30 protein-coding genes, 1 pseudogene and 1 riboswitch are annotated in these 26,595 nt (G+C 33.1%); of the genes and pseudogenes, 26 read left to right on the forward strand and 5 right to left on the reverse strand.

The genetic code is table 11. From position 1 onward, the window contains the following. The first annotated feature begins 74 nt into the window (after window positions 1–74). Together abc-f and metA are read left to right on the forward strand one after the other, a co-directional pair. Window positions 75–1,940 carry a ribosomal protection-like ABC-F family protein gene (gene abc-f, locus ACEPXD_RS08240; RefSeq protein WP_391122202.1) on the forward strand — a complete coding sequence of 622 codons (1,866 nt, stop codon included), beginning with the start codon at window positions 75–77 and terminating at the stop codon, window positions 1,938–1,940. A 162-nt stretch (window positions 1,941–2,102) separates the two neighbouring features. After that, window positions 2,103–2,214, forward strand: a riboswitch (SAM riboswitch). A gap of 88 nt (window positions 2,215–2,302) precedes the next feature. After that, entirely contained in the window at window positions 2,303–3,211 is a 909-nt protein-coding gene (metA, locus tag ACEPXD_RS08245; protein ID WP_391123105.1) for a homoserine O-acetyltransferase MetA, read from the forward strand. 224 nt (window positions 3,212–3,435) lie between these two features. Here metA and ACEPXD_RS08250 read toward each other — a convergent pair whose 3' ends face one another. Then, a complete protein-coding gene (locus ACEPXD_RS08250; protein WP_391122205.1) occupies window positions 3,436–4,368 on the reverse strand; it encodes an aldo/keto reductase in 933 nt (310 codons plus the stop codon). A gap of 344 nt (window positions 4,369–4,712) precedes the next feature. On the opposite strand from ACEPXD_RS08250, the gene ACEPXD_RS08255 reads away from it, so the two are divergent. The 10 genes and pseudogenes from ACEPXD_RS08255 (at window position 4,713) to ACEPXD_RS08300 (ending at window position 10,435) form a co-directional block, all read left to right on the forward strand. Further along, on the forward strand, window positions 4,713–4,889 hold the full coding sequence (locus ACEPXD_RS08255; RefSeq protein WP_391122208.1) for a hypothetical protein: 177 nt from the start codon (window positions 4,713–4,715) through the stop codon (window positions 4,887–4,889). Window positions 4,890–5,044: 155 nt separating this feature from the next. Continuing rightward, window positions 5,045–5,881 carry a hypothetical protein gene (locus ACEPXD_RS08260; RefSeq protein ID WP_391122211.1) on the forward strand — a complete coding sequence of 279 codons (837 nt, stop codon included), beginning with the start codon at window positions 5,045–5,047 and terminating at the stop codon, window positions 5,879–5,881. Between the two features lie 3 nt (window positions 5,882–5,884). Continuing rightward, the gene (locus ACEPXD_RS08265; protein ID WP_391122214.1) at window positions 5,885–6,748 is read left to right on the forward strand and encodes a hypothetical protein; all 864 of its coding nucleotides are present in this window, start codon (window positions 5,885–5,887) and stop codon (window positions 6,746–6,748) included. A gap of 115 nt (window positions 6,749–6,863) precedes the next feature. Beyond that, window positions 6,864–7,172, forward strand: coding sequence for an NUDIX hydrolase (locus ACEPXD_RS08270; protein ID WP_391123108.1), 309 nt, complete (start codon window positions 6,864–6,866; stop codon window positions 7,170–7,172). Between the two features lie 96 nt (window positions 7,173–7,268). After that, on the forward strand, window positions 7,269–7,562 hold the full coding sequence (locus ACEPXD_RS08275; protein ID WP_391122216.1) for a GrpB family protein: 294 nt from the start codon (window positions 7,269–7,271) through the stop codon (window positions 7,560–7,562). A gap of 18 nt (window positions 7,563–7,580) precedes the next feature. Beyond that, a pseudogene (locus tag ACEPXD_RS08280) lies at window positions 7,581–8,150 on the forward strand (histidine phosphatase family protein); the annotation flags it as partial. A 306-nt stretch (window positions 8,151–8,456) separates the two neighbouring features. Beyond that, window positions 8,457–8,879, forward strand: a complete 423-nt coding sequence (gene fosM / locus ACEPXD_RS08285) for a FosM family fosfomycin resistance protein (RefSeq protein ID WP_391122219.1) — start codon at window positions 8,457–8,459, stop codon at window positions 8,877–8,879. Window positions 8,880–8,942: 63 nt separating this feature from the next. After that, window positions 8,943–9,113 (forward strand): nucleic acid-binding protein, encoded by a 171-nt coding sequence (locus tag ACEPXD_RS08290; protein ID WP_391122221.1) that lies wholly within the window; start codon window positions 8,943–8,945, stop codon window positions 9,111–9,113. Between the two features lie 27 nt (window positions 9,114–9,140). Further along, window positions 9,141–9,797 (forward strand): HAD family hydrolase, encoded by a 657-nt coding sequence (locus ACEPXD_RS08295; protein WP_391122224.1) that lies wholly within the window; start codon window positions 9,141–9,143, stop codon window positions 9,795–9,797. Next, complete coding sequence (locus ACEPXD_RS08300) at window positions 9,794–10,435, forward strand: HD domain-containing protein (RefSeq protein WP_391122227.1); 642 nt, start codon at window positions 9,794–9,796, stop codon at window positions 10,433–10,435. The genes ACEPXD_RS08295 and ACEPXD_RS08300 overlap by 4 nt, the downstream gene beginning before the upstream one ends. Window positions 10,436–10,705: 270 nt before the next feature. On the opposite strand, the gene ACEPXD_RS08305 is transcribed toward ACEPXD_RS08300, so the two are convergent. The 3 genes from ACEPXD_RS08305 to ACEPXD_RS08315 are packed head-to-tail and all read right to left on the reverse strand — an operon-like array spanning window position 10,706 to window position 11,621. Further along, the gene (locus tag ACEPXD_RS08305) at window positions 10,706–10,930 is read right to left on the reverse strand and encodes a hypothetical protein (protein WP_391122230.1); all 225 of its coding nucleotides are present in this window, start codon (window positions 10,928–10,930) and stop codon (window positions 10,706–10,708) included. Then, complete coding sequence (locus ACEPXD_RS08310; protein ID WP_391122233.1) at window positions 10,931–11,104, reverse strand: YvrJ family protein; 174 nt, start codon at window positions 11,102–11,104, stop codon at window positions 10,931–10,933. After that, a complete protein-coding gene (locus ACEPXD_RS08315) occupies window positions 11,097–11,621 on the reverse strand; it encodes a sigma-70 family RNA polymerase sigma factor (protein WP_391122235.1) in 525 nt (174 codons plus the stop codon). Before ACEPXD_RS08315 ends, ACEPXD_RS08310 begins: the two co-directional genes overlap by 8 nt. Window positions 11,622–12,161: 540 nt before the next feature. On the opposite strand from ACEPXD_RS08315, the gene ACEPXD_RS08320 reads away from it, so the two are divergent. From ACEPXD_RS08320 to ACEPXD_RS08365, 10 genes are all read left to right on the forward strand, one after another. Further along, window positions 12,162–13,469, forward strand: coding sequence for a tetratricopeptide repeat protein (locus tag ACEPXD_RS08320; protein WP_391122238.1), 1,308 nt, complete (start codon window positions 12,162–12,164; stop codon window positions 13,467–13,469). Between the two features lies 1 nt (window position 13,470). Continuing rightward, window positions 13,471–13,608 carry a hypothetical protein gene (locus tag ACEPXD_RS08325; RefSeq protein WP_391122241.1) on the forward strand — a complete coding sequence of 46 codons (138 nt, stop codon included), beginning with the start codon at window positions 13,471–13,473 and terminating at the stop codon, window positions 13,606–13,608. 127 nt (window positions 13,609–13,735) lie between these two features. Then, on the forward strand, window positions 13,736–14,290 hold the full coding sequence (locus tag ACEPXD_RS08330; protein WP_391122244.1) for a GNAT family N-acetyltransferase: 555 nt from the start codon (window positions 13,736–13,738) through the stop codon (window positions 14,288–14,290). 48 nt (window positions 14,291–14,338) lie between these two features. Continuing rightward, entirely contained in the window at window positions 14,339–15,238 is a 900-nt protein-coding gene (locus ACEPXD_RS08335; RefSeq protein WP_391122247.1) for an aminoglycoside phosphotransferase family protein, read from the forward strand. A 751-nt stretch (window positions 15,239–15,989) separates the two neighbouring features. Further along, the gene (locus ACEPXD_RS08340) at window positions 15,990–17,219 is read left to right on the forward strand and encodes a transglycosylase SLT domain-containing protein (RefSeq protein ID WP_391122250.1); all 1,230 of its coding nucleotides are present in this window, start codon (window positions 15,990–15,992) and stop codon (window positions 17,217–17,219) included. A 1,222-nt stretch (window positions 17,220–18,441) separates the two neighbouring features. Beyond that, entirely contained in the window at window positions 18,442–18,879 is a 438-nt protein-coding gene (locus tag ACEPXD_RS08345) for a GNAT family N-acetyltransferase (protein WP_391122254.1), read from the forward strand. 134 nt (window positions 18,880–19,013) lie between these two features. After that, on the forward strand, window positions 19,014–19,301 hold the full coding sequence (locus ACEPXD_RS08350; RefSeq protein ID WP_391122257.1) for a TIGR04104 family putative zinc finger protein: 288 nt from the start codon (window positions 19,014–19,016) through the stop codon (window positions 19,299–19,301). Window positions 19,302–19,466: 165 nt separating this feature from the next. Continuing rightward, the gene (locus ACEPXD_RS08355; RefSeq protein WP_391122260.1) at window positions 19,467–20,153 is read left to right on the forward strand and encodes a hypothetical protein; all 687 of its coding nucleotides are present in this window, start codon (window positions 19,467–19,469) and stop codon (window positions 20,151–20,153) included. Window positions 20,154–20,297: 144 nt separating this feature from the next. Beyond that, a complete protein-coding gene (locus tag ACEPXD_RS08360) occupies window positions 20,298–20,780 on the forward strand; it encodes a YjdJ family protein (protein WP_391122263.1) in 483 nt (160 codons plus the stop codon). Between the two features lie 157 nt (window positions 20,781–20,937). After that, window positions 20,938–21,450 (forward strand): hypothetical protein, encoded by a 513-nt coding sequence (locus tag ACEPXD_RS08365; RefSeq protein WP_391122266.1) that lies wholly within the window; start codon window positions 20,938–20,940, stop codon window positions 21,448–21,450. Between the two features lie 83 nt (window positions 21,451–21,533). Here the strand turns inward: ACEPXD_RS08365 and ACEPXD_RS08370 are convergent, their stop codons facing one another. Next, the gene (locus ACEPXD_RS08370) at window positions 21,534–21,953 is read right to left on the reverse strand and encodes a DUF3888 domain-containing protein (RefSeq protein WP_391122269.1); all 420 of its coding nucleotides are present in this window, start codon (window positions 21,951–21,953) and stop codon (window positions 21,534–21,536) included. Window positions 21,954–22,457: 504 nt separating this feature from the next. Between ACEPXD_RS08370 and lepB the strand changes: the two genes are divergently transcribed. The 4 genes from lepB (at window position 22,458) to spoIIP (ending at window position 26,296) form a co-directional block, all read left to right on the forward strand. After that, window positions 22,458–22,994: a signal peptidase I gene (lepB, locus tag ACEPXD_RS08375; RefSeq protein ID WP_391123111.1), complete on the forward strand. Its 537-nt coding sequence runs from the start codon at window positions 22,458–22,460 to the stop codon at window positions 22,992–22,994. Window positions 22,995–23,371: 377 nt separating this feature from the next. Continuing rightward, window positions 23,372–24,699 (forward strand): IS3 family transposase gene (locus tag ACEPXD_RS08380; RefSeq protein ID WP_391116643.1). Its coding sequence is split into 2 segments (ribosomal slippage): window positions 23,372–23,750 and window positions 23,750–24,699, totalling 1,329 coding nucleotides; the frame shifts between segments, so codons are not numbered across the junction. Between the two features lie 165 nt (window positions 24,700–24,864). Further along, the gene (locus tag ACEPXD_RS08385; RefSeq protein ID WP_391122272.1) at window positions 24,865–25,404 is read left to right on the forward strand and encodes an RNA polymerase sigma factor; all 540 of its coding nucleotides are present in this window, start codon (window positions 24,865–24,867) and stop codon (window positions 25,402–25,404) included. After that, window positions 25,394–26,296, forward strand: a complete 903-nt coding sequence (spoIIP, locus tag ACEPXD_RS08390; RefSeq protein WP_391122275.1) for a stage II sporulation protein P — start codon at window positions 25,394–25,396, stop codon at window positions 26,294–26,296. The genes ACEPXD_RS08385 and spoIIP overlap by 11 nt, the downstream gene beginning before the upstream one ends. The last annotated feature ends 299 nt before the right edge of the window (window positions 26,297–26,595 follow it).

Here is a 26,595-nt window from a genome sequence, read left to right on the forward strand (position 1 = left end):
CTGCTTATATGCAGTCTTTTTTCTATGCAGAAAAATGCTTCCAGCTAAATCAGAGATGAGAGGAAGCGGAAAATATGATATGTACTATACAAGAAATAAGTAAAATGCTCGGAGGAAATACAATTTTCGAAAATTTGTCTTTATCCATTAAAACTGGAGATAAATTAGGGATAGTTGGACGGAATGGTAGTGGAAAAACAACGCTACTGACATTAATCACTGGGGTGGAATTACCAGACGAAGGAAGCATTCATTTCAAAAAAGGTACAAAAATTGGCTATTTAGCACAAATACCTTCATTTTCAGAAGAAGTATCTGGCTTCGATGTATTAAATACAGCATTTGAGGGATTAATGCAAATACAAACAAAGATGAAAGAACTGGAAGAAAGACTAACCACCGCAGCTCCTACTGACTTAGAGAAATTACTACAATTATACGGAGATATTCAAGAGGAATTTACGAATCGCAATGGGTATGCAATCGATTCAGAAATCAATAAAGTTATAGAGGGTCTGCAATTATCCACCTTTGTCCATCAACCATTTACGTCATTAAGCGGTGGAGAACAGACGAAAATTATGCTTGGAAAGCTCTTGTTAATGAAACCTGATCTATTATTATTAGATGAACCTACGAACCATTTAGATATATTTGCAGTTGAATGGTTAGAGCAATATTTAGTTTCCTATTCGGGTACTGTAGTAATTATTTCGCATGACAGATATTTTTTAGATCAAGTTGTTACTAAAGTTGCTGATTTGGAAGAAGGAGAAATAACTTTATATCATGGGAATTATTCATCTTTTATTATTGAAAAAGAGGAAGCATTAATGCGTGAGTTCCAAGAATATGAAGAACAACAAAAAAAGATTAAGAAAATGAAAGAAGCCATTAAGCGTCTAAGAATATGGGCAAATGAAGCAGTGCCGCCAAACGCTGGGCTTCACAGACAAGCGAGAAATATGGAACGTGCTCTAGAAAGAATGGAGAAGGTAAGAAAACCACTTATAGATCCTAAGAAGATGAGCTTGTCGTTTGACGCGGCTCCTAGAAGTGGTAAAGAAGTAGTTGTCATGGAACAAGTATCGAAATCATATGGAGAAAAAGTGTTGCTACAAGATGCAAATTTATATGTATTTTGGAAAGAACGTGTTGCCATTGTTGGACGAAATGGAACAGGGAAATCAACGATATTAAAATCACTTCTGCAAGAATTATCGATGGATTCAGGAAAGGTTCGTTTAGGCAGTAATGTTCGAGTTGGTTTTTTATCCCAGCACTTTGAAACGCTGGACCCAAAAGCAAAGCTAATTGATGTGTTTCGCAGTGAAGTTAATGTTTTAGAGGGTGACGCTCGTCACATACTTGCGAAGTTTATGTTTTACGGTCCAGATGTATTTAAAAGAGTGGGAGATTTGAGTGGGGGAGAACGAATGCGCCTGAGACTTGCTCAACTTATGCATCAAGATATCAACTTATTGATCCTAGATGAACCAACGAATCATTTGGATAGTGATTCACGAGAAGTTTTAGAGGATGCTTTGGATGACTTTCAAGGAACAATTTTAGCGGTTTCGCACGATCGGTACTTTTTAAATAAATTATTTCCTCGAACTGCTTGGTTAGATCAAGGTCAACTTACAACTTTTGAAGGACCGTACAAATGGGCGCGTGTGAAATGGGAGGAACAGCAGTCGAAACAAATTGTCCCAGATATCGTTCATGAAAAGCAATCAACAAATTTAGAAAGAGTAAAACCTTCAAATGCACGACCAACTGAAGAAGAAATTAGGGTCTTGGAAGAAGCGATCTTCACGCTAAAAGAGCAAATTGATAAGGAAGATGATTGGTCAAAATACGAAAACCTTCTTTTTATCAGAAGTGAGAAAGAAAAAGAATTAGAAGACTTGATGGAGCAATGGTTGGAAGCTCAATAAGATTATCTCTAAAATTTGAAAGGGATTTATCGAACATATTAGTTTGGAGAATCTAGAAATTCAACAATTTTCAAAATAAATTTGTTTTTTTAAAAACTTCGTTGCTTAAATGTTCTGAAAATGATAATATGAAATAATTAATTTATACAAACAAATAATATACTCTTATTAAGAGAAGCTGAGGGATATGGCCCTTTGAAGCTTCAGCAACCTCTGATTTAGTCAGAAAGGTGCTACTTCCATCAAGATTGTTAATGATCTTGAGAGATAAGAACAAAGAGCTTAAATGAAACCCTCTTTTCTTATCCATTAGAAAAGAGGGTTTTTTATTTTATTTGGAAACGGAAAAGGAGACAAAAATGATGCCTATTAACATCCCGCAGCAATTACCTGCTGCTGAATTACTAAAGAAAGAAAAAATATTTGTGATGGATGAAGACCGCGCTTCCACTCAGGATATACGCCCTTTAAACATTATTATTTTAAATTTAATGCCTGAAAAAGAAAGAACCGAATTGCAATTATTAAGACTTTTAGGAAATACACCACTTCAAGTAAATGTGACATTTTTGAATACAGCAACGCATGAATCGAAAAATGTCAGCAAAACGCATTTAGATTCGTTTTACACTACTTTTGAACAAATAAAACATAAGCGTTATGACGGGATGATCATTACTGGAGCACCAATTGAACATTTAGCATTTGAAGCAGTGGATTACTGGGAAGAAATAACTAAAATTATGGATTGGACCAAAACAAATGTGACATCCGTTTTACATATATGTTGGGGAGCGCAAGCTGCTTTGTATCATCATTATGGTGTTGACAAATATGAGTTGCCTCAAAAGTGCTCTGGTGTATATACACACCGAATTTCCGATCCAACAAACAATCTTGTTCGAGGATTTAATGATGAATTTAATGCTCCTCATTCACGTTATACGGCCGTATCTTTGGAGCAAATTCAAAATGATCCACGATTAACGCTTCTTGCAAAGTCGGAAGATGCTGGAGTGTTCATTGTGTTGTCAGAAGATAATGGACATATTATGATTACGGGACATTTAGAGTACGATGCTGGTACGCTCGCAGAAGAATATAATCGTGATAGGAATAAAGGACTTGAAATCGATGTACCTAAAAATTATTTTCCAGACGATGATCCAAAGAAACAACCAATAAATTCTTGGCGTTCCCATACGCATTTATTATTTTCAAATTGGTTGAATTATTATGTTTACCAAGAAACACCTTATGAGTGGGGGTAATTCTGAGGGGGCTGTCCGATGATGGATGCCCCCTTATTAGATAGGCAGATTTGTGATTTAGTTTCGATTTCGTGAATTTGGTCTTGATCTGCCATTTGATGGAGGAAGGAAGAACATTTTATTAGTAGTTATTACAATATTAAACGAGACATACCATTCACGGAACGTGATAAAAAAGTTGTCTTTTAGCCAATTGAATGACCTTAAAGACAACATCTCAAAGATTATTGGAAGATTTGGTCGATTTCTTTTATTTCTTGCAGGCTAAGCTGCACTTCTAAGGTCTTTATATTATCTAGTACTTGCTCCATTTTTTTTGCTCCGGGGATTATTACATCGATAGCCTCCTGGGTTAAATACCAAGCAAGCACAATATTTGAAATGGCTACGTTTTTGTCATTTGCTATTTGTCGTAGTTGTTCTACTTTTTCAAGATTACGTTCAAATGTATCTCCATGGAATAACGGATTTTTGGAACGGCCATCTTCAAAAGTACTGTCTTTATTAAATTTTCCCGTAAGTAAACCCGATGCTAGTGGAAAGTATGGTATAAAGGAAATATTATGCTCGGAAGTGTAAGGCATTAAATCATTTTCTGCATCACGTTTTAACAAATTATAACCCGATTGAAGGACATCAATATATCCATCTTGGTTCCCTTCTATTAATTGATCTAGTGTAAAGTTAGATACACCAATAGCACGTATTTTTCCTTCTTCTTTTAATCGGTGAAGCACTCCAACTGCTTCTACTTTGGGAGTGTTTTCATCTGGAAAATGAATATAAAATAAATCGATATAATCTGTTTGGAGACGTCTCAAGCTATTTTCAACTGTTTCTCTTAGGAAATTAGGGTTATTATCCACTACTACTTTTCCATCCAAAAATTTATGCGCCCCTTTTGTAGCCAAAACAATATCTTGGCGCTTCCCAGTTTCTTTCAGTACTTCCCCAATTAACTCTTCTGATCTTCCCGGACCGTAAATAAAGGCTGTATCAAAAAAGTCAGTTCCATTATTTATAGCAGTGCGTATTATTTCTTTTCCGGTCTCATCATTTAGGTTGGGGAAAAGATTATGTCCTCCAACTGCATTGGTACCAAGTCCCACGGGATTTACGGATAGTCCTGTTTTACCGATTTCTACTTTTTTACTCATAGTTTTTATAAACAACTCCTTTTTCCGAATAGTTACATTATCATAATAGCAATATTGCAAACAATCACAAAACGAACTGCTTTTAATGATAAAATAATAAGGAATGAAAATACATATTAAGAAAACAATTATGAAAAGTATTATTATGGTCACCAAATGATCAATGGAGGTACTCATTCGAAGTTTGCTCCATATTTCAAGTCATGTTGATCAGATAATTAGTTATGCGCTATGTAAAACCCATAACTCGCAACATTTTGTTGTATATGCGCAAGATATTCATATAACGCCCTTTTATGGGTTTATAGAATCGGAAGGGGCATATGCAATTCGTATAGGGGTAGATGGAGTTGGTATGTGCTTATGCCATCCGTTTAGGGGTGGATACCCTAGCTTTATGGTTATATAGCACTACTTTAGAGGTAGGTGGAGTTGGTATGGGCTTATACAATTCGTTTAGGGGCGTATATCCTTGCTTTATGGGTGGATGGAGTTGGTATGTGCTTATGCTAATTGTTTAGGGACGGATAGCCACACTTTATGGGCATACTGTCCTCGAAGAAAGTTATCCTGTTGTAAATGGTGTGCACAGCCAGTATGAGTTGACGACTAGATATTTGAATAAAAGGATATTTCACCCTACATAACGAATAATATTTATCAGGGGGGTGTTTTTTTGGATAATATAGAAATAATTAATCTTGTACCAAAATTTTTGAATTTTTATGATAAAGCAATTCAACCAGTGATAGATGAAGAACAACGATGGACTCTTTGGGAGCAACATTATAATTTCGCAGCAGTACCACCTGGAGATGCAGGTAGAAAAATAGCTAGATCATTACTTGAGCAGGCTTGGCCACAATATGATGCAAAAATGGAATCAATAAAACAATGGAAACCCGATGAAACAAAACTGCAACTCTATTTAAAACAAGTTAAGTCGTTGTTAAATTGTTTTGAACCGATAAATTTAGTGGTCATTTACTTTGTAGGTGCAATGGAAAATAATGCTTTTGTTGCTCCTACTGCATATAAGAAATTAGCATTGTGTTTACCAATAGAAGAGGGCGTAACAGAAATTACACTTGTACATGAATTAACGCATGTTGTCCACACTCATACAGCAAACTTAGCGACCGAATGGGAACGTACGATAGGCTCTACTATTTTGCAAGAAGGCCTAGCGACACAGATTAGTAAGTACCTAGTTCCTGGGATGCCAGACTATGACTATATAGAACATAAAGAAGGATGGCTTGATTCTTGTATAGCAAATAAAAAAGAAATATTCAAAGGTGCTTTACCATTCCTAAATGATTCTTCATCTGAGGCAGTTGAAAGATTTACATTTGGTACTGGTACAACTCAACATGAAAGAGAAGCTTATTTTATGGGTTGGGAAATTGTTCAATTATTATTGACTAAAGGTATGAGTTTCTCGGAAATGGCGAGTGTACAAGAGCCAGACATACCAGACTTTATCAGAGAAATCTATCCGGAGTTGATTTAAAAGGTGGAGAAAATTACTTATTCATCACATGAAATAGATGAGGAACAAATAAGAGAGCTAATTGAGTTTTGTCAGGAAGATTATTTTTTGCTTGGAATATTAAAAAGTACTAAATTGGTATTCAAACATACTGCATATATTGAAGGCAAACTGGTTGGGGTAATAATGGCTTGGAAAAATGATTTTCATCCATACTGTACATATTTTCGACTTTTAGCAAATCCTCTATATAGTAGTTGGAATATAGAAAGTAAGCTGATTGCTAAATTGGGAAAACAAAATCTTCCTTTACAAACGTCGATTTGGGAAACAGCTACTAATCTGAAACAATTTTACGAATCAAATGGATTTAAAGAAATTAGAAGAACTTATATGCCAGTTCTGAAAGTAGACGCAGTAGATCTAGAGATTGTGGATGATTGTTCTATCAAGACGTTGAAAGAAATATTATTAAATCCAACTTTGAAAATTAAACTACTGCACTTCGTTAGAAAGACTTATGAAGAGACGCATTTGGATAATCCTGTAGCAGAAAAATCGTTGGAAGAATGGGAACAGCTTTTGGTTGATGATGTCATAGTAGATGGTAGCTTCATCTATTTGGATAAATTAGAACAAAATATTAAAGCATATTCTTTTCTTCACGAATCTGATCAACCTTATACACTTGAATTGGGCTGGTGTGGAAGTGTGAAATTTGATTTCCTCCAATCCTTGCTTCTTAAACAACTACATTATGCAAAAGAGCATAATGTTGAATTCTTACAAGGAGAATTTGATACTACTAGTCCATATGCAATGTTTTCACTTGGGGCTCTTCCATTCGAACCTTGTCCTACATGGATAACATATCAGAAGATTTTTTGATTCCAATTATGGGGAAGAGTGAAGAAATTTGGAGGTTCTACCAATGATTGCTCAAGGAATAATCGTTCAAGATAATAGTGTTTTAATGGTTAAGTAGTATGTCCAAAGAGGTAATATTGTTTGGAATTTTCCAGGTGGTGGCGTAAAAGAAAATGAAACACCTGAACAAGGTTGCGTCAGAGAAGTAAAAGAGGAAACTGGATACGATGTTCAAACAACAAAACTACTACATGAAGAAAATTTTAAATACACATATGTAGCAGAAATCATGGATGAAGAACTTTTTCTTGATAGAGAGAAAGAATATAACAAAGATATTCTTGAAACAGCATGGGTTGATTTATGCAACTTCGATAGCTTTGATTCTTTTACTAACCCTTTGCTGCAACTATATTTGAATGAAATAGAATTGAAAAATGGTTAGTTCTCTATGTAGGTTTCCAATTGATTAAAAAAGAGAGGAGAAATGAATAGAAGCTTGGTTTATATAAAAACGAAGTGAAACTTATGCCTTATTCAAATGAATGGAATTCAGAATTTATTAGAATTAAAGATGAACTTTTTAAGACTTAAATTGGAGAGACCAAGCGAAATCGTATTCGCGAAATTTAGGGATGATACGTTTGAAGTAAAAATACATTTTATTCATGTAGTTGATTATGACAAAGTACTTTGGAGAAACCTTGTATTTTTCAGAGATTATTTAAATGCAAATGAAAATGCTAGAGAAGAGTATAAAAGGTTGAAAATAACGGAATATACCGATTTAAAGGAGCCGTTTATGAAAAGTATATTTGCTAAAAGAACTAACTAGGAGGTTGAATTATTTTTGATTACAAATTTATATTTTGTCAGACATGCACATTCTACCTATACACCAGACGAGCTTGGAAGACCTTTGTCTGAACGTGGAATGTCAGATGCAAAGAAAATGACTATACTTCTGAAAATGGAGAATATCGATCATGTCATTTCTAGCCCATTTAAAAGAGCTTTACAAACAGTTGAAGGAATTGCTGAAGAATTAGGTCAAGATATCGAAATTGTTGATGGTTTTAAGGAACGGTTATTGTCGGACCAGCCAATAGCAGACTTTAATGAAGCGATCAAAAAAGTATGGTCTAATTTTGATTTTTCTTTAGATGGTGGTGAATCAAATAACATTGCTCAGGAAAGAGGTGTTTCAGCAACGATTCAAGTTCTTGATAAATACAAGGGTCAAAACGTAGCTATCGGAACGCATGGCAACATTATGGTATTAATCATGAATTATTTTGATCCACAGTATGATGTTCATTTCTGGGAGCAGCTTGCAATGCCTGATATATACAAACTCACTTTTCATGAAAAGCATTTAATTGAAGCAAAAAGAATAGATGAAAATGAAGTGAACTTATCAAACACTGGCTATACAATATACAAATCACTTGGGGTTAAATTAGATTATCCATACGTAAATATAGACAAGAAAAGAGTTACAGGAACAGTTTCTTTTAATAATAAGTTGTATTTAACTATAACAGTAGATTTATTATCCGATACTTCAGAAATAGTAGGGAATTTAAATGAACTCGCTCAGTTAACTGCAAGTGAAAATACAGAATATGACTATATAGAAATGATCAAACGTAATGCCAATTTTTTAATAGAAAATAAAATTAGTAATCCAAAAGAAAATTTCGAAAAATTTACTTGTGGAGATAAATGAATGACTATAAAAGGTTTAAATCATCTGTTATTTTCTGTGTCCAATCTAGAAAAATCAATTAAGTTCTATCAAGATGTTTTTGAAGCAAAGCTATTAGTGAAAGGAAGAAGTACAGCCTATTTTGACCTAAATGGTATGTGGCTTGCTTTGAATGAAGAAAAAGATATACCTCGTAATGAAATAAATGATTCCTACACACATATAGCTTTTTCAATAGAAGAAGCAGACTTTGACAATACATATAAAAAACTACAGGATTTAAATATAAATATACTTTCAGGCCGTCAAAGAAATGCAAAAGATAAAAAATCAATTTACTTTACTGATTTAGATGGACATAAATTTGAATTCCATACTGGAAGTCTACAAGACAGAATGGATTATTATAAACAGGAAAAAGGGCATATGGAATTTTTCAATTAAAAAAGCATTCAAAGTAGTAGAGGTATGATTTTGGTGGAAATATGCAACCAATACCAATCAGAAATGACTGAAGGCTGTGATGTATTAGTAGAAGGTGTCATGTACGGGATAAAAGTAAAGAAAAGAAGAAGAGGATTGCTTAAGAGTATATCAGCCAAACCCAAAGCAGCTGTTTGCCCAAACTGTGGTTATGTTGTACTGTATATTGATATTTATAATGAGTTTGCTGATTGATAAAAAAACGAAAAGGAAGTGCGAAATATGAAAGCAATTATTTTTGACTTTGATGGAACTCTTGCTAATACTTTGCCTATTTGTTTTCACTCATTTCAAAGTGTATTTAAAGAGTTTGACAACAGAGACCTTTCAAATGAAGATATTAAGACTATGTTTGGTCCCTCGGAGACAGGGATTATTTGGCAGAACCTTATTAATATGAACAAAGAGCAAGCAATTGAGATGTATTATGAAAAGTACTTAGAAAACCATCTGCAATTGGTCAAACAAAATCATGAAATGGATGATTTGTTAAAATATATAAAAAATTTGGGATTAAAGCTTGCTATCGTCACAGGAAAAGCAAAGAGAAGCTTAGATATTTCGTTAAGAGCACTTAAGATGGAAGACTTGTTTGAAGTAATAGTAACAGGTGATGATGTGACAGATCCGAAACCTCATCCAGAGGGAGTTATTAAGGCATTATCACTCTTAAGTGTCCAAAAAGAGGATGCAATATTCATAGGGGACAGCGAGGCAGATATAGTAGCGGGTTTGCAATCTGGCGTGTTTACAATTGGCGTACAATGGTTGGAGGATTATCAAACAGCTGAGTTTACTACACAACCGAACCAAGTATTTAAAGAAATTAATGGTTTCAAACAATTTTTACAAGAAAGTATACATCAGAATAGACGATGAAATATATTCTAGATCGAACTTATGCCAGAGAATTACTGGATCATGCTAACCAACTTAATCCAGGACCTTGGTATAAACACTCACTTAATGTCGCAAATGCTGCTGAATATATTGTATTTGAACTCACAAAAAAGGGGCATAATCTAGATTGTGATATTGCATATAATGCTGGGTTACTTCACGATATTGGTAGATACAACGGGTATACAAAATCAGTTATTCACTCCTACGATGGTTATAAGTTCATGGACGAACTTGGTTATAACGGAAACGCAAATATATGCGTGACACATTCGTTCCCTTGTGAGAATAAAAATATTGAAACCGCTGCTGATTGGACAATAGTACCGATGTATATGAAGGATAAATTAGTGGAAGTTTTAAACAGGAATGGAAATTATGATTTTTACAATAAGGTAATTACCCTATGTGATGCTTTAGCGGATGAAAATGGATTTACAACGCTTGAGAAACGTTTCATATCAGTTGGTCTGAGGCATGGTACAGACGCTAATACCGCTATTCGTTGGAAAGGTTTTTACGAGATTAAAAAAGAGATAGAGTCGATAATCCATATAAGCATATATAAGCTCTTTCCAACTATAGAACAATCCATTTATACAGATGTGGAGTACTAATTATAGGTTGTCTAAGAGGATATTCCGGAAAATTGCTCATTTTAGAAGAGAGAAATAATACGATCAGTTTTTGTTATAGGGAAGTAATAATATTGGTATGTTTGCACGTTCATACTTCAAATATAACGTACATAGAAACTGCACCATCGATTGTTAGTCTTGTCTAACAATTGTGGTGCAGTTCATATTAGGATGGGGGTAACTCCAATGATTAATTGAAGCGTTAGTAACATAATCAACTTATTAAATAGCAAATAATAAAGAATTTTTTCAGCACCTCGTTAGTCCTCCAGAATAGTCTAGCATCAGTTCTTCTCCTATGAAGTCAAAAAAGCCTGGAACTTCAAGGTTGATATTATTTTTAATTATGTTGATGATACGTTCTGTTAAATCCTGTTCTAGGTCCTCACGGTAGTCATTACTTGTTTGAAATAATACACTTTGCAGTTTGGGTTCCAGCTGTTTTAAAATTGACAGAATTTCAGTTTCGTCCATTTATTTACCTCCTTTTCTTTTTTCAATACTACTATTCACAACATTCTCTATGCTGTGGATGGCATTTTCAAGGGATTCTATTTTATTTTCGAAACGATGTAAGAGATAGATAGTAACGACAATCGGAAATCCAAAGTTGCCAATTAATTGTACGATGTTCCCTGAATCAAGCATAAGTAATCTCCTTTCTAATATTTTTAATTACATTTCTTCTTGTCTTTGAGACAGCTTGTTGAGTAATACCTAAATATTGAGCAATTTCTTTATCTGTCATTTTCCTCACATAAACAAGTGAGAGTATTTCCTTTTGTCTATCTGTCAATTTTCTTAAACAATTAATTAAGTTATCACTAGATATATGGTCAATAATGTCTTCAGATAAACCAATTGAATCGGAAAATGATTTTTCGGGGTAAATTGGATGAAAATCTAAATTTTCGAAATCACTAGTAAGAATTAATTGGTTTCCATTACTATAATCGCGCATCTTTCTATCAAAATGTTTACTCTCATAGTGTAAAACTTTTATTAGATAGGATATAATTCTGTAGTTTTGGTAATGTTTTTTAAATTTTGAATCAATCTGTAGTTTTATTTCTTCTGAATTAGTAGTTTTGAACTCTTCAAATAGTGTTCTGTTGGAAGGGCATCTTAAAAACTCTTGTATTATCTTCTGTTTTTCGGAATTCATTTTATCACTCCTCCACAAATAAGAATCTAATTTCTGATTTGGCGTGTGAAAAATAATGTGTTACATCCTAATTTTAAGATATATCTTGTCCTATAAAGGGAATTTCTACGTGTTATTAACAACCACTCTTCAAAATAAAAATTAAATAAAAAAATATGGTGTGCATATGATGATTGCATAACGTACACGCATTAGATGGTTGGCTATCATGCTCCGTAAGTTGCAGTTTAGTAACATGAATATTTAGTAATAAGTAGTTGTTCTTTCCTAAATATTGCTAAAAAACAAACGTATATAGAACAAAAATAAGTTGGGAAATATTGTTTTATACTTACATTTATTTGTATGTAAATACTTCTAATTTCATAAAAGAAGGAAATTTTAATAATACATAATAATTTTTGGATTCCGAACATATCTATATACTATACTTGTTAATCACCGAATTAACTTCGTAGTAAAATGTCGAGCGATTGATAAAGGGTTTTTAATACTTTTAAAGAACTAATATATGTACTACGTTCATAGAGGTGGGGAAAAATGAGTAGTATAGGATATATCATCAGACAAGAGAGATTAAACCAAAAAATCAAACAATCCGTATTAGCAAAGGGGATCTGTTCTACTTCCTATCTCAGTAAAATTGAGAATAATTCCACGGTTGCGAGTGATGAAGTAATAACATTTTTACTGAAAAGGCTGAATTTAGAGATAGGTAAGTTGTCAAATGAAGAGGAAGATAAGTTTATCGAAGCTTTTTATGAACAATATAAAATAGCAATCATTCAAAGGGATAAGGAATGGATCAGAGCATCCTTAAACGAGTTTTTCGTTCAGAAGATTTACTTTTTGAAACTAACCAATTTTTATACCTATAACCTTTATATGTTTCGATTAATGTTAATACTGAATGAAAAGAAAGAAATCTTACAATCCGCATATGATGTGATCATAAAAACGGAAGAGAATTTTGACGAAAAGCAAAGATTTTTATCAAATTTAAATACAGGAATTTATTTTTATTTAAATGGTGACTATTACAAAGCGCTAAGCAGATTAGAGAGATCCCTGAAATTTGTGAATAATGTTTCGAATGAAGAATGGGAGGTAGCTGATTTTCACAATGTGCTTAGTTTGATTTACTTTAAATGTAATGAATTTTTTAACACAATTAATTACGCATCAAAATCTTTGATGTACTATAAAGACAATCTCTTATTTGAAAGAGCTATAGATAGCTATATCGTAGTAGGTATGGCACATAAAAAAATGAGAAGATACGAAGAAGCAAATAAAAACTATAATCTAGCAAAAAAATTAGTGATAGATTATAAAGTGGTTAATTATGAAGGGGTGGTATATCAGAATATTGGTTCATTGCATGCAATTCAGGAGAGTCATGATAAGGCAATTGAGTATTATAAGCTCAGTTTAAAAAGCAAAGAAGAAAACTTTAATGCGGAAGGATGTTTGATAACTATTCTTTCAATCATTAAGGAGTACTCTAAGCAAACTAATTATGTAGAGGTCCTAAGATGGTGTAAAAAAGGCTTTGAGGCAATGGAGGATATTAAGAATAAATATCATACAGAATACCATTCCTATTATTGTCATTTAGAAATATATAGAGCTCTCCATTCTTCTACAGATGAATTTGAAGTAGTATTAAAGAAAGGAATAAATCATTTCGAGATGGTACATGACGATCGGCATGTGCAAAAGTATTCGATATTATTGGCGAACTACTATTATAAACAAGGTAAGTTTAAAGCAGCTGATTTATATTATCAAAAATCGATTCAAATTTTATTTAAACAAAATTTTATTACGAAATGGGAGGATTTGTGAAATGAAAAAGAAAAACGTATTGATTTGGTTATCTTTAGCTTTTATCTTGTCCATAAGTTTTACAACCAACATAAGTAATATTGCCAAAGAAGAAGAAGCACCTAGACCAACTTCTATCGACCACTTTTCCTATCTATAAACTATTAGTCGATAATTAGTACTTGTATATAAGTGAGACCAGCTACTCATCAGCTTTTAAAGGCTGATGAGTAGCTTTTGATAGAAAAGAAAATAATACTTTTACTTATTTCTGGAGGGAATATCTGATGGAAAAAACAAAATTATATATCGAGACTGAGCGACTTAATATAAGACCTTTTGAAAACGATGATTATGCAAATTGGTATGCAGGGTTCGATAATCGGTTACCATCGCAATACAAGCACGATGATGGATATTCGGATATGTCTTATTCTACTGAGGAATGGTTTGTCAAATGGATTGATGGGTTTCGACAAGCTGCTGAAAAGGATGAAATGTACATATTAGGGGTATTTCGAAAAGAAGATGGAGCAAATGTTGGAAAAGTAGAATTAATCACAATTCTAAGAATGGATTATCAATGGGCAATGATGGGATATTCGATACATAATCAGTTTTGGAAAAATGGGTATGGTGTTGAGAGTGTGAAAGCAGCAACTAAACTATTTTTCTCTGAATTAAATTTTCATCGTATTGAATTGCATATAAATACGGATAATGAACCCTCTAAAAGATTAGCTGAGCGGGCTGAATTTGCTTTTGAATGCAATAGAGAACAATTCTCCTTAGAAAACGATGAATGGACGGATTTTCTGATTTATTATCAAAACAATAACTGAAAATAATATACAGATATACTTTATCACTCAAAATACAGAGGTGAGAAAATGATAGAAACTTTAGCAAAACAGATTCCTATTATTAGTAATTTTAGAGATATAGTTCAAATTAAAAAAGGATTTTCATCAGATGAAAAGAATCTAATACATTTTGATAATTATAAGTTACTTCTTCGATTGTTTAACCTAACAGAGTTTGAATCTAAAAAGACAGAGTATTCTATTTTGAGAACAATGCAGATTTACAATGTTATGTGCTCACGACCGATTTCTATTGGTAAGATAGGTAATCAAGGGTATATGATTACAACCTATATAGAAGGTAAAGATGCTGAAGAAGAAATCCGAAATTACTCAGATCTAGAACAGTTTAATATTGGTAGGAGAGCTGGAGAAGAATTAAAGAAAATGCACCAATGTGTTGCCCCAACCCATGTCTCTTCGTGGTATTCAAGAAAAGTGAAAAAACATAAGAGATATATAGATGCTTACATAGAATGTGGCGTTAAAGTAAAAAATGATCAAAAAATAATGGACTTTATTGATCAGAACATTTACCTAATGAAACAACGGCCCAATCTATTCCAACATGATGATTTCCATGTTGGAAATATCATCGTTAATAATAAGGAATTCTCGGGAGTCATTGACTTTAACAGATACGATTGGGGCGATCCAATTCATGAATTTCTTAAAATAGGAATTTTTAGTAGAGAAGTAAGTGTTCCTTTTTCAATTGGACAAATAAGAGGGTATTTTAATAATGAAGAGCCCGATAAATACTTTTGGAGGATGTATTCACTTTATCTAGCTATGTGCGTATTTTCAACAGTAGTTTGGACTTTAAAAACTATTCCAAACGATATGAATAACATGTTAGATAAGATGTATATGTTTTTAGAAGATCATGATTACTTTAGTAAATTAAAGCCTAAGTGGTATATATAGAAACTAATTGTGGAGATCAATTGTAAAAAAAATGAGGAGCACGTAAATTAATTAGGTAATGGATTACGGTCAGTATCAGTATTAACACTTCCTAACCATCTTCATTCTTTGTAGTTTAATAGAGAATAAAGTATTGAACATGATAAAAATGAAACAACAAAATGAATTATTGGAAATTGAAAACATGAATAATGGACATAGCATAACTCTTTATTCTAAAATTTCAAAACTATTAATACTTTTAATTTCTTGTTTGGGGGCAATACATTCCATGCTTTTTAAAAAGGTGTTTTTTAAAAAATGTGTTAAATTCATAATCACATTTTGACCACGTATTTTTAAAGATTCTTTTAAACAATTTACGATGCAATAAAAGTGACCACTTTTTTGACCTCTTTTATTTATTATCCCATATAAATATAGGAACTGTAAAAAGCAAAACCCTTATATATATGGATTTAAGGAGTCAGTTCGTAATGTGTGACCACTTACTAATTTTAATGAAATTTCATATGACCACATTTTGAGAAGGCCTTTCATCAGTTTGTTAAACTGTTGGGAGGCTTTTTCTTATATGTTTTTCGTCATAAATAGAGACATCCAAATCTCTACACTCCAAATGAAGTGTACTAGAGTATGCTCCATTTCTTGAATCACATGAATTGAAGTCGCTCATACTATATGAAATATTAATCTATCATGGTAAAATATACTATAAATATAAAAAATTAAGTGAATGGAGAATGAGTCTATGAAATCAATCAAAATGAGTGCAGGATTCTTAACTTGTTTAATCCTCCTGGGTGGGTCATATGAAGAAGCTTACGCTGAGTCAACACGGGCATCTAACTGTTCATCATATGGTGAAATTAAGCCAAGCCAAAATCCTTCTTTTCAGCATATGAACTGCTTACTTACGAATGCGGCTTTAGATGCAAATATTCCACCAGAAGTTGTAAAAGCTGTGGCTACAACAGAAAATGGTGGTTGGAAACAATTTGATGAAAATGGCGAGCCTGTAATATCAAAAGATAACGGGATTGGTCTTATGCAAATTACCAATCGACTAGGCTATGATCAAGAGAAATTGAAATACGATATCAACTACAATATTCAGGCAGGCGTCGAAATCCTTAGCAGTATGTATCATCGTACAGATCTGCCTAAGATAAAAGAGACCGGACCAGAAGTAATCGAAAATTGGTACTTTCCCGTAATGGCTTATAATGGTACAAAGCCTAGTAATAGCCCTCTTTATCAGTCTAGTGGATTGAAGAATATAGAGGCTTATCAAGAAAAAGTCTTTGCGTTTATAGAAAAGGATAGTTACATAAATAATACGAAATTAGGGCAGTTTCCTTTCAACACAGCTGACTTTGAATATGACCCTAAGAGTAGTGAAAATATTGTATTCAGAAACATGGAATATACATTAGCGGATCAGATGCATGTCTCTTCATATCAATTTCAAATAGGAGACAAGGTATTGTTAACAAAAGACACTGTAAATTTAAGGTCACAACCTAGTACTTCTTCAGTTGCAAAAGCCTTAGCAAAAAATACTACCTTGATTATTGATGGAAATTTCTTATATGACCAATCTTTGACCAGTATAAACCAATTTGTATGGTACCCAGTTAAAACGGTAGATCAAAAGTTAGTAGGTTATATTTCCTCTGCTTACATTACGAAAAAGTTAGATGAACCCGCTGTAAAAGTTATGTGGGGAAAAACAGAACTAAAATTAGGGCAAATAGGTAAAGCTACTATTCTAACTAATACAAACTTGGTAAAAATGGAGAGCAACGGTTCATTGACTACGGTCCGTACTTTGAAAAAAGGCGAAGAATACCGAGTTTATAGCTTTACTAGTAATCATGGCGGTTTATACGGTGTAGGTGGGGGTAGTTACATTCAGAAGTCCACAAATGTAAAATACGAAACACCATCTAAAAGCAAGTTAGCATTACTTTCTCAATAACCAAAGTACCAGTAGTAAATCCAATTTCAGGTGCCGTTAAGTAAGATTTTCGAATTAAACCAAAATTAGTAAAATATATCCAATCGGTTAAATTTTCTCCTTTGCTGTTTTAATTGGAGATATGAATTTAAGATTTCCATAAATCTCAAAAAAAAAAGCTTGGTTTTCTTGCGAAACCGGAGTAGGTTTAATCCACCATAATAGCTATCCGTAAAAGGTGTGACAGTCTGTGAAGCACCGACATAGTTGGAATGAGACTAACGGATGGGCTCTATGGCACCATTCTACGTGACCATCTTCGTTAGCCGTAGAATAAGTATGGACGATTTTTCAATATTTTCATTCTCTATGGTGAAGCTCTGATTTTCCGCTTTATGGATGGAAAACGCGAGCTTTGATCCAAGAAGGATTAAGTAACTCAATCAAATAAGTTTTACTCAGTAAATTAAGTATGATAATCCTATATTATCAAGGTTTTACGAAATACTAAAATCAACTCAAAAAAATAATTATGTGAGCAAATGTGTGAGCTTTATGGAAAGCAAGTGATCTTTTAGAATATAGCTCTTAATGATATGAATAGGTTAAATAAGTTTATTTAATTAGGTTTTCGTGATTGTGAAGGTCATAACTGAAAATTAAAATCATACAAAAATTTAATAATGCTTAGGTATGTCTTTTTGTGGTGGTTTGTATAAAAATTTAATAAAGGACTCCCACAAAAGGTTTTTATTTATATAGAATAGTGAGGTTATTAAACTACGGTGGGGTTGTTATAAGAAGGATTAACGCAAAAACACCTGAAAATCGAGCAAAGAAGACGAAAAATATGAAGATAAAGCTGTTTTCGAACGAATTGAAGCTGAATTTAGAGGTTTTGAAGAAACTAATGAAATTAATTGGAGTGTTGATTCTGGAAGGGATTAACCTTCTTTTTTTGTACTTCTTTATCTCCCATGAAAATAAAAAAATGCTCAAAATCGAATAAATTGCATAACAAAAGAGATACCGAAAATTATGACGCCACCTGCCTTACATATAATATTTTATTATAAGTGTCTTCTAATTGGATATTTATGTTAATATATGAATGAGATTGTGAAGGTCTACACTTAAACTAACGAAGCAGTTTAGTTGAAGAAGAAGAACTGGAAAAAAAGAGTGTTTTTTTGAATATTCTGTTAGACTATTTCAAAGAACATTGAAAGGAATGACTCTATTAATGGATATAAGAAAACCTAATGATTCCGAACTTAAAGAGGTTATTTTACTTTCTCCACAAGCTTTATTTGATGGCACATTGGGTGAAGTAAAACCTACAAATGAAAAAATCAAACGTCTTATTGAACCATTACTGGAAAAGGGAAGCTATTATTTAATAGCAAAAGAGAACAAAAAATTAAAGGGTTGGATTCTTGTAGGTGCAGGTAAAGACCAATTTACTGACAAGATGAATGGAGTTATTTATGAACTGTTTGTTATAGAAGAATTTAGAGGAAATGGAGTTTCTAAACAGTTAATGAAAACTGCATTTGACCATCTAAGAAAAGATGGATACTCTGAAGTTCGTCTTAGTGCGTTTGCAGGGAATCCAGCTATTAAACTTTACGAAAAAATGGGCTTTAACATAAGAACTGTTTCTATGAGTTTGCCATTATAACTAATTATCCTCTTTCACTAACGGGTGCTTTACTTCAATAAAGGGGTAAGTGCTTTTTCCTTATAGAACTAATGGGGCAGTTTAATAAATCAATGCCTTAGAAAATCCAGAAATCATAATGGAGGTGATTAGCTTTGCAAAAATGCGAGAAATGCAATGCACATTTTAGTTGGAGTAAAATCTATGAATCCTTCTGGCTGAATTATAAACCTATTAAATGTTACGAATGCGATACAACACATAAGATAACATTTACAAGCAGTTTAATTTTTGTCTCTTTTACTGTTCTTCCAATGCTCACCTTTTTCTATTTTCGGTCCCCATTTAGCAATGGTCTTGTGACACTTGGCATAGGTATTTTTATTTTTATTATTGGTTCTTTGTTGGCACCTTTTCTTGTTACTTATAAAGAGTCTGTGTGAACTAATGTACTTAAACTAACGGGTGCTTTACTTCAAGAAGGAGTAAAGCCTTTTTTCTTATTGAACTAATGGGAGGTTAGTTGAAGAGTGTTGTTGAACGCAAGTGGAAATATCAACTTTGTCAGACGTAAAAATAAGTTTCCAAACCCAGAAGGAAGGTTAATTATGAGTATGTTTTTAAAATACAATAGAATACGTACTAATATTAGAGTAGGAAAAAAGAAAATAGCATATTCGGTTTTATTTTCATTCGTTTTTGGATTTACATTGGGGTTGATTGCTAAGATACTCGATTCACCTATAATTCCTGACGAAATTTCAATTTTGGGAGTTATCGGAAGTAACTGGGGGATATGGATATTCGTTTCTACTTTGATAGCTGTATATTCATACACGCCTAAATTAGCCGCAACACGTGTTTTTATATTCCTAATTTCAATGCTATTTTCGTATTACATATATACAATATTATTTCTTGGATTTTTACCATTAAAATATATTATTTTTTGGTGCATCCTTGCATTACTATCAACGATTCCAGCCTATCTAATGTGGTTTTCTCATGCTAATCACTTAATTTCCAGTATTATTATTTCGTTACCAATTTCCGTAATTGCATTTGAAGGATATAAAATCTATCTTTCTACGGTAAACTATTACGAAAAATTCAGGCAGTACGAAAATGTTCTTGTAAGTGATGGAAATTATTTTTATATGATAGGTACTGAAATAACGTATACTTTATTGATAATTATTATTTTATTTCTTGTTCCTAAAAGAAAAAAGCAATGTTTATATATTATTCCGTTTTCCGTAGTTGTATTTTCTGCTTTAGTGACAATAATACTCTAATTATTAGAATCCTAAAGAAAACTAATCTTCAAGAAAAGAGTGTTAAGGTTATTTAAATTCAACGGCAAGACCGTAGTTGATTTTGGAACAGAAAGTAATTTAAGGCGTCTTGGTAAGAAATAGAATTTATTGGGAGGACGAAAAGTGTTTAAGTATGTGTTACAACTTATCGTTGGAATTTTTACTTTAGTGGTATCAACATTTATAGCTTGGTATGAAGGTAGTACTATAACGAATATCGTTTGGGAATGGAGGTATTCAACACCTTTTTCTAATTTATTTAACATTGAGATTACGAATGGTCATGATATTAGTCAACTTGATTATTTTGTCTATGCAGCTAAATTTCAACCACTATTTCCCGCTATTATGATGATTAGTGTAATCTACATTTTGAGTGTAGTTGGTTATTATCTAATAAAATATAACCCTAAATGGGCTATTGGTTTTTTTGGGGGAATAGGTTGTATTATGATATTGCTTTGTGGTTTTATTTTTAATTCAACAACAATTGGCGGAAGAATTTTTTTCTGGATTACTTTAGTAAGTGTACTTATTAGTATAGCTGTTGCAGTCTTCGTGTACTTAAGAAATTTCAAGCATAAGCTTACCATTAAAACAAATTAAATTGTGATATTGTGAAGAGTTTCACTTAAACTAACGGGTGCTTTACTTCAAGAAGGGGAAAAGCCTTTTTTCTTATTGAACTAACGCAGCAGTTTAGTTGAACAAGGATATTGTATTACAACAAGGATATACTACCTAAAATTAGGTAGGTGGTTAGATGAAAAAAATCTCATTAATATGTGTACTATTACTATTAAGTCTAACAACGTTGGTATATGTAACTTGGGAAAAACCAACAAAGGTAAAGGCAATAAACAAAGAAAGTGATCAATTATTAGAAGCCATTTCAAAGCCGTGTAGCCTGATGTTGGAACCTGTTGATAAAAGTCTGACGAATGCAAAAGGTATTGCATTAATCTATAAAGTGCAATTAAACCCACCAAGTTTTGCAAGAACTAATATAAGTATTCTTGCTGTTCATCTTCCCAATCCATCTACTTATGGTGACTTCGATAGCTATGAAGGCTTTGGGTTTATTCCCAAAGAAATAAGTTGGCGTTTTAAGCTTTATCCAACCCCAGAGGATAATGGTCCAAGTTGGGCTGGACGATTTGATTTGATTACAGCAGAAATGAAGAATGTCGAAGTTCAGGTACGCCTCTCAAATTCGAAAACAGGTAAGTTAGGACCAAGCGTTCTAACAAACAGTATTAGCTACTGTAATAGTTAAGTCAAAGTAACGGGTGCTTTACTTCAAGAAGAAGTAAAGCCTTTTTTCTTATTGAATTAACGAGCAGTTTAGTGGAAGCCTATTTATAATTCAGGAGGATATTTATACGTCTTTAGGTGCGTGTGATTTATTAATTTAACCTCAGGTCCATAAGAAATTTCATAGGTCATACGGTCTTTCCCTACTGGAATCCAGTGTCCACCATCGGTAGGTTCAATTTCAAATGTAATTTCCAATGCAAAGCCACGGAAACCATTTACTCTTTTTGTTTCAATCACTTCAATTTTCCATGGAGTGACAGCGGGTGAAAAATCCTTTAAAATCTTTGGGTAATAATAATTGTTCAAATCTTTTTCAATATAAGGGGCAAGCATGTTCATAAGCATATCCTGTAACTTAAGTTCTTCAGAGTCTTGAGTTGGTTTAGCAGATGAAACGATTCTTTCTTGAAAAGTAGTAATAAGAACAATGGATAGTATAAAAACGACTAACGTCTTTTTCATTTTCTTCAATACACCTCTTAACGACTTTATTTAATTAGGTGTATTGTTGCCTTTTCTGAATAAAGTATGTGCTTGTTCAACTAACGGGTTCGGTTGATGGGGAGAAAACATTAAAAAACACAGAGTTCAGGGACACAATTCACATATGAATTGGTGTCCCTTTTTTTGTTGTTGCATCAATATTTAGATGCATTATATTGATGAATTGGTACCACAATTGGCACAGGAATTAGCAACAGCGCATAAATTTATGTGCCTTTGTTAATTCCGTTGTTAAAACACTTGCTAATTGGATATTGGAAAGAAAATGAGAAATCTATGCTAAAATATACTAAAGATTGCGAAATAATGTTATTCAACTAACGAGGCAGGTTAGTTTAACTAGCAGGTATTATTAAAAGGAGGTCGAATAAGTTAATTTAGTGAGTTATTCAAGTAAATACTAAGTGTTTAAAAGAGAAAGAGGTGTTGAACGTGAAAAAAATCAAAGAAAAAAATGAATTTATGGAATGGATAAAAGCAATCGGTATAGCACTTTTATTTGCATGGGGAATTCGAATGTTCATATTTACACCTATTGTAGTTGATGGTGCCTCTATGATGCCCACAATTGAAAATGGTGACAGAGTAGTAGTGAATAAAATCGGACCACAAATGATGGAGTATGAAAGATTTGATGTGATTGTATTTGAAGCAAAAGAAGATACTAATTATATCAAACGTATTATTGGTATTCCTGGTGACCGCATCGCTTATGAAAACGATGAACTTTTTATTAACGGTGAGAGGTACGAAGAACCCTACTTAGAGGAATATAAAAATGCTTTGATAGACAAAGGTACACTTACTGGAGACTTTACATTGGACGAATATTTAGGTGAATTAACTGTGCCAGATGGATACTTTTTTGTACTAGGAGATAATCGTCGTAACAGTACAGATAGCAGAGACCCTCGTGTTGGATTTGTTTCAAAGGATAAAATATTGGGTACTGCAAAAGTTGTTTTTTATCCCATAGATAATTTAAAATTTATAAAATGAAAAATCGAATTTAGTAGCGTTTATGCATTAAGCGTTGACGCTTTTTCAAACTAACGGGTGCTTTACTTCAAGAAGGAGTAAAGCATTTTTCTTATTGAACTAAAGAGGCAGTTTAGGTCAATAAGGCTATAGTGATTAGTGAAGTGATCAACAGTACTTAAAGCCTGTCGTATGACAGTGCAATTCATTTAGGAAAAGAATTATGGTGATTATGGACAGAATGAAGAACAATGCAAATTTCTTATAAAAAAACTGCAGGTCTATATGAACTGAACCCCGAATAGTGGACACTTTAAAAAAAGTGACCCTATTCGGGGTTTTTCTGTTTAAAAACCCGTTATACTAGAAAATAACAACTTGGAACGGGAGATTTTTTAATGAGTAAAATACTTTTCAATGAACATCAAAGAAGACAACTAGAATCAAACCCAAATATCGTATCCGTATCAGATCGCGCCATTCAATATAAATCTGAATTTAAAATTCGTGCCGTTCAAGAAAATTTGGCTGGTAAAGGACCTTCTCAAATCTTTATCGAAAATGGATTTGATTTAGAAACTATTGGAGTCAAAAAAGCCAAATGGTCATTAAGCCGATGGAGAAATACGTATAACACCTACGGTGAACAAGGCTTTTTAGAAGAACGTCGCGGAAAAGGTAGCACAGGTCGCCCTTCTACAAAGGATGTATCAGCTGAGAAAAAATTAGAAAAGGCAGAAGCACGTATTAAGTATTTAGAAGCTGAATTAGAATTACTAAAAAAGCTAGAGGAACTCGAGAGGCAGGCGAAGAAACAGTTCTGGCACCCCATGAAAAATACGCAGTGATCAACGAAGTCATTCGAAAATATCAACTAAAGAACATGACACGTTATCTTTGTGAATTAACTGATGTGAGTCGAAGTGGCTACTACGCCTGGCTTCAAAATTCAGAGAAGCATTCGATTCGTGAAGAACAAGACTATCAAGACTATGTATTATTAAAATGCATTTACGATGCTTTTAAAGGGAAAATTGGTTATCGAGGACTTTACATGGCATCAGAAGAATTATTAGTGACACCAATGAATCACAAAAAGATTCTTCGCCTAATGAGGAAGTTTAATTTCTTTGCGAAAGTACGTCGTGCGAATCCATATAAACATATTGCGAAAGCGACGCAAGCGCACCGTATGGTCCCTAATCACTTAAATCGAGCATTTGATCAAGATGAACCGGGCAAAGTATTTTTAACAGATATCACTTATTTACAATACCGTAATAGTCAAACGGCGTACTTATCTTGCGTAAAAGATGTTGCAACACGTGAAATCGTCGCCTATGAACTATCGACAAGCTTAAAAATGAGAATTGTTTATCGGACATTAGAAAAATTAGAAGAAGCATTAGAAGGAAACCTTCATCCAGAAGTCATGATTCATTCCGATCAAGGTGTCCATTACACGCACCCGGAGTATCAAAAACGTGTAAAGAAAATGGGTTTACTTCAATCTATGTCACGGAGAGGAAACTGCTTAGATAACGCCCCAATGGAATCTTTCTTTGGGCATTTTAAAGATGAAGTGGATTATCAGGAAGCGCACAACTTATTTGAATTAAAGCAAATGGTAGATGAGTACATGGAGCATTACAATACAACACGCAAACAATGGAATTTAAAAAAGATGACTCCGGCTCAATACCGAAGTCATCTAATCGCCGCCTAGACTGCAAAGTCGTTTTTATTAATCTGTCCATTAATTAGGGCTCAGTTCAATATGACTGGTAGTTTTTTTATTTTAGAATAACTAAAATAATTAATTTCAGAAATTGTGTAACCTTTCTGAAGTCCAAAACGAATAATAGTTATACAGAAAATAAGGGGGATACATTTGATTGAGTCACACAATTTAGAGAATAAAATCGATGAAATTTATAGGCACTATTATTTAGACGTTTACAAGTTCATTATTTGTTATTCCGGAAATCAAAATGACTCAGAGGATATGACACAGGAAGTGTTCATCCGTGTATTGAAGAATTTATCAAAATATGATTACTCCTCTAGTTTAAAAACGTGGATTTTTTCCATTGCAAAACACGTAGCAATAGATCACTATCGAAAAACACGATTCACAACAATCCTTAAAGAAGGGTTCTTCAAACAGTTGATTTCGAATGAAAAAGGTCCCGTTGAATATGCGGAACAAAATGAAACTAAAATTTATATAAATGAAACTATTTCGAAGATAAAACCAAATTATCGAATGGTTTTAATCCTTAGGGGAATTAATGAATTTTCTATCAAGGAAACCGCCCAAATTCTCAACTATAGTGAATCTAAGGTGAAGGTAGTCTATCATCGAGCAATTAAAGAGTTTGAAAAAACAATGAATAGTGACTTAGGGGAGGTAATAAGTAATGAAAGCTGAACATGAATTGTTTGAACTCATTAAAGCTAATTATCCACTTAACCCGGGGGAAGAATTCGTATCAGCCACAGGCAACAAACTCAGGCAGGAGGCAAGGAAATTAGATAAAAAACTAAAATACAAACGTTTTTCTCTAATAGCTACTTCAATGTCATTATGTTTTATGGTGATCTCTTGGATTTTCCTTCTAGGAGGACATGAAACAATCAGCTTAGCCATTTCTGCAGTTGGAGAAAACAAACTAGTCCCTGCGGCTTCACAACAAGAGCCTTTAGTTTATATTTATCATACACATAACCGAGAGTCTTTTAGTCCAGAATTGAATGTAAAAGATGCTAGTAAAGCATTTGATGATACAAAAAATATTACATTAGTAGGTAGTCGACTTAAAAGTGCTTTATTAGAAGAGAATATTACTACGATTCATGAAACCACTGACTTTGAGGGTGAATTGGAGGAAAAGGGGTTATCCGAAGCAGACTCTTATTTACTCTCAAGAGAATCAATTAAAAAGGTTTTATTAAACCATAATAAGTTAAAAATGATAATTGATATTCATAGAGATAATGTTCCGAGAAAAAATACCACGATAATTCTTAATGGAAAAGAGCATGCGAAGGTAGCTTTGTTCTTATCCCGTTCAAGCAAAAACTATAAAGAGAACCTAGCATTTGCTGAACTAATTCATAACAAGGTGGAAAAAAAATATCCCGGTTTATCACAAGGAGTTATCCTTAAAGATAGTGGGGTAAAGAGTGCTGACTATAATCAAGATCTCATTGATAAGGCAGTAATGTTGTCCATCGGGGGCGTAGAAAATACATTAGAAGAAGAGTACAGAACAGCAGATATTCTAGCGGGGATTATTAAAGAAATTATTGAAAGCGAATAAGCCTTTCAAAGCCTATGATAGTGAAAGGATCGGACTGCTGCCGATCTTTTTTATTCTCTACAGTATATGTTGGGGTATTTACGCAAAAGCATTTATATTCAATACTATAAAAATTGAAAACTTTTCTTCAACTAACGGAGTGATTTAGTTAAACAAGACCATCTTTCGATGGTCTATTTTTTAAACCAAAACATCAAGTAGATCTCAGAAATCCATTGTGAAATGTTACACTTAAACTAAAGAGGCAGTTTAGTTGAATAAGACAGTGTATTTTCGAATTAGAAACAATATAAAAACCA

Origin of the sequence: Psychrobacillus sp. L3 (assembly GCF_042945595.1) — a bacterium.
Classification (GTDB): domain Bacteria; phylum Bacillota; class Bacilli; order Bacillales_A; family Planococcaceae; genus Psychrobacillus.

What these genes read in the sequence shown, in the direction of transcription:
- ACEPXD_RS08365 (WP_391122266.1), top strand. Translation starts at nt 20,938, where the DNA reads ATGAAAAAAATCTCATTAATATGTGTACTATTACTATTAAGTCTAACA.
- abc-f (WP_391122202.1), top strand. Translation starts at nt 75, where the DNA reads ATGATATGTACTATACAAGAAATAAGTAAAATGCTCGGAGGAAATACA.
- ACEPXD_RS08255 (WP_391122208.1), top strand. Translation starts at nt 4,713, where the DNA reads ATGGAGTTGGTATGTGCTTATGCCATCCGTTTAGGGGTGGATACCCTA.
- ACEPXD_RS08305 (WP_391122230.1), bottom strand. Translation starts at nt 10,930, where the DNA reads ATGGACGAAACTGAAATTCTGTCAATTTTAAAACAGCTGGAACCCAAA.
- ACEPXD_RS08330 (WP_391122244.1), top strand. Translation starts at nt 13,736, where the DNA reads ATGGAAAAAACAAAATTATATATCGAGACTGAGCGACTTAATATAAGA.
- ACEPXD_RS08370 (WP_391122269.1), bottom strand. Translation starts at nt 21,953, where the DNA reads ATGAAAAAGACGTTAGTCGTTTTTATACTATCCATTGTTCTTATTACT.
- ACEPXD_RS08340 (WP_391122250.1), top strand. Translation starts at nt 15,990, where the DNA reads ATGAAATCAATCAAAATGAGTGCAGGATTCTTAACTTGTTTAATCCTC.
- ACEPXD_RS08250 (WP_391122205.1), bottom strand. Translation starts at nt 4,368, where the DNA reads ATGAGTAAAAAAGTAGAAATCGGTAAAACAGGACTATCCGTAAATCCC.
- ACEPXD_RS08275 (WP_391122216.1), top strand. Translation starts at nt 7,269, where the DNA reads ATGAATGGAATTCAGAATTTATTAGAATTAAAGATGAACTTTTTAAGA.
- ACEPXD_RS08290 (WP_391122221.1), top strand. Translation starts at nt 8,943, where the DNA reads ATGACTGAAGGCTGTGATGTATTAGTAGAAGGTGTCATGTACGGGATA.
- ACEPXD_RS08355 (WP_391122260.1), top strand. Translation starts at nt 19,467, where the DNA reads ATGAGTATGTTTTTAAAATACAATAGAATACGTACTAATATTAGAGTA.
- lepB (WP_391123111.1), top strand. Translation starts at nt 22,458, where the DNA reads ATGGAATGGATAAAAGCAATCGGTATAGCACTTTTATTTGCATGGGGA.
- ACEPXD_RS08310 (WP_391122233.1), bottom strand. Translation starts at nt 11,104, where the DNA reads ATGCTTGATTCAGGGAACATCGTACAATTAATTGGCAACTTTGGATTT.
- ACEPXD_RS08315 (WP_391122235.1), bottom strand. Translation starts at nt 11,621, where the DNA reads ATGAATTCCGAAAAACAGAAGATAATACAAGAGTTTTTAAGATGCCCT.
- spoIIP (WP_391122275.1), top strand. Translation starts at nt 25,394, where the DNA reads ATGAAAGCTGAACATGAATTGTTTGAACTCATTAAAGCTAATTATCCA.
- ACEPXD_RS08295 (WP_391122224.1), top strand. Translation starts at nt 9,141, where the DNA reads ATGAAAGCAATTATTTTTGACTTTGATGGAACTCTTGCTAATACTTTG.
- ACEPXD_RS08320 (WP_391122238.1), top strand. Translation starts at nt 12,162, where the DNA reads ATGAGTAGTATAGGATATATCATCAGACAAGAGAGATTAAACCAAAAA.
- ACEPXD_RS08300 (WP_391122227.1), top strand. Translation starts at nt 9,794, where the DNA reads ATGAAATATATTCTAGATCGAACTTATGCCAGAGAATTACTGGATCAT.
- ACEPXD_RS08335 (WP_391122247.1), top strand. Translation starts at nt 14,339, where the DNA reads ATGATAGAAACTTTAGCAAAACAGATTCCTATTATTAGTAATTTTAGA.
- fosM (WP_391122219.1), top strand. Translation starts at nt 8,457, where the DNA reads ATGACTATAAAAGGTTTAAATCATCTGTTATTTTCTGTGTCCAATCTA.
- metA (WP_391123105.1), top strand. Translation starts at nt 2,303, where the DNA reads ATGCCTATTAACATCCCGCAGCAATTACCTGCTGCTGAATTACTAAAG.
- ACEPXD_RS08325 (WP_391122241.1), top strand. Translation starts at nt 13,471, where the DNA reads ATGAAAAAGAAAAACGTATTGATTTGGTTATCTTTAGCTTTTATCTTG.
- ACEPXD_RS08345 (WP_391122254.1), top strand. Translation starts at nt 18,442, where the DNA reads ATGGATATAAGAAAACCTAATGATTCCGAACTTAAAGAGGTTATTTTA.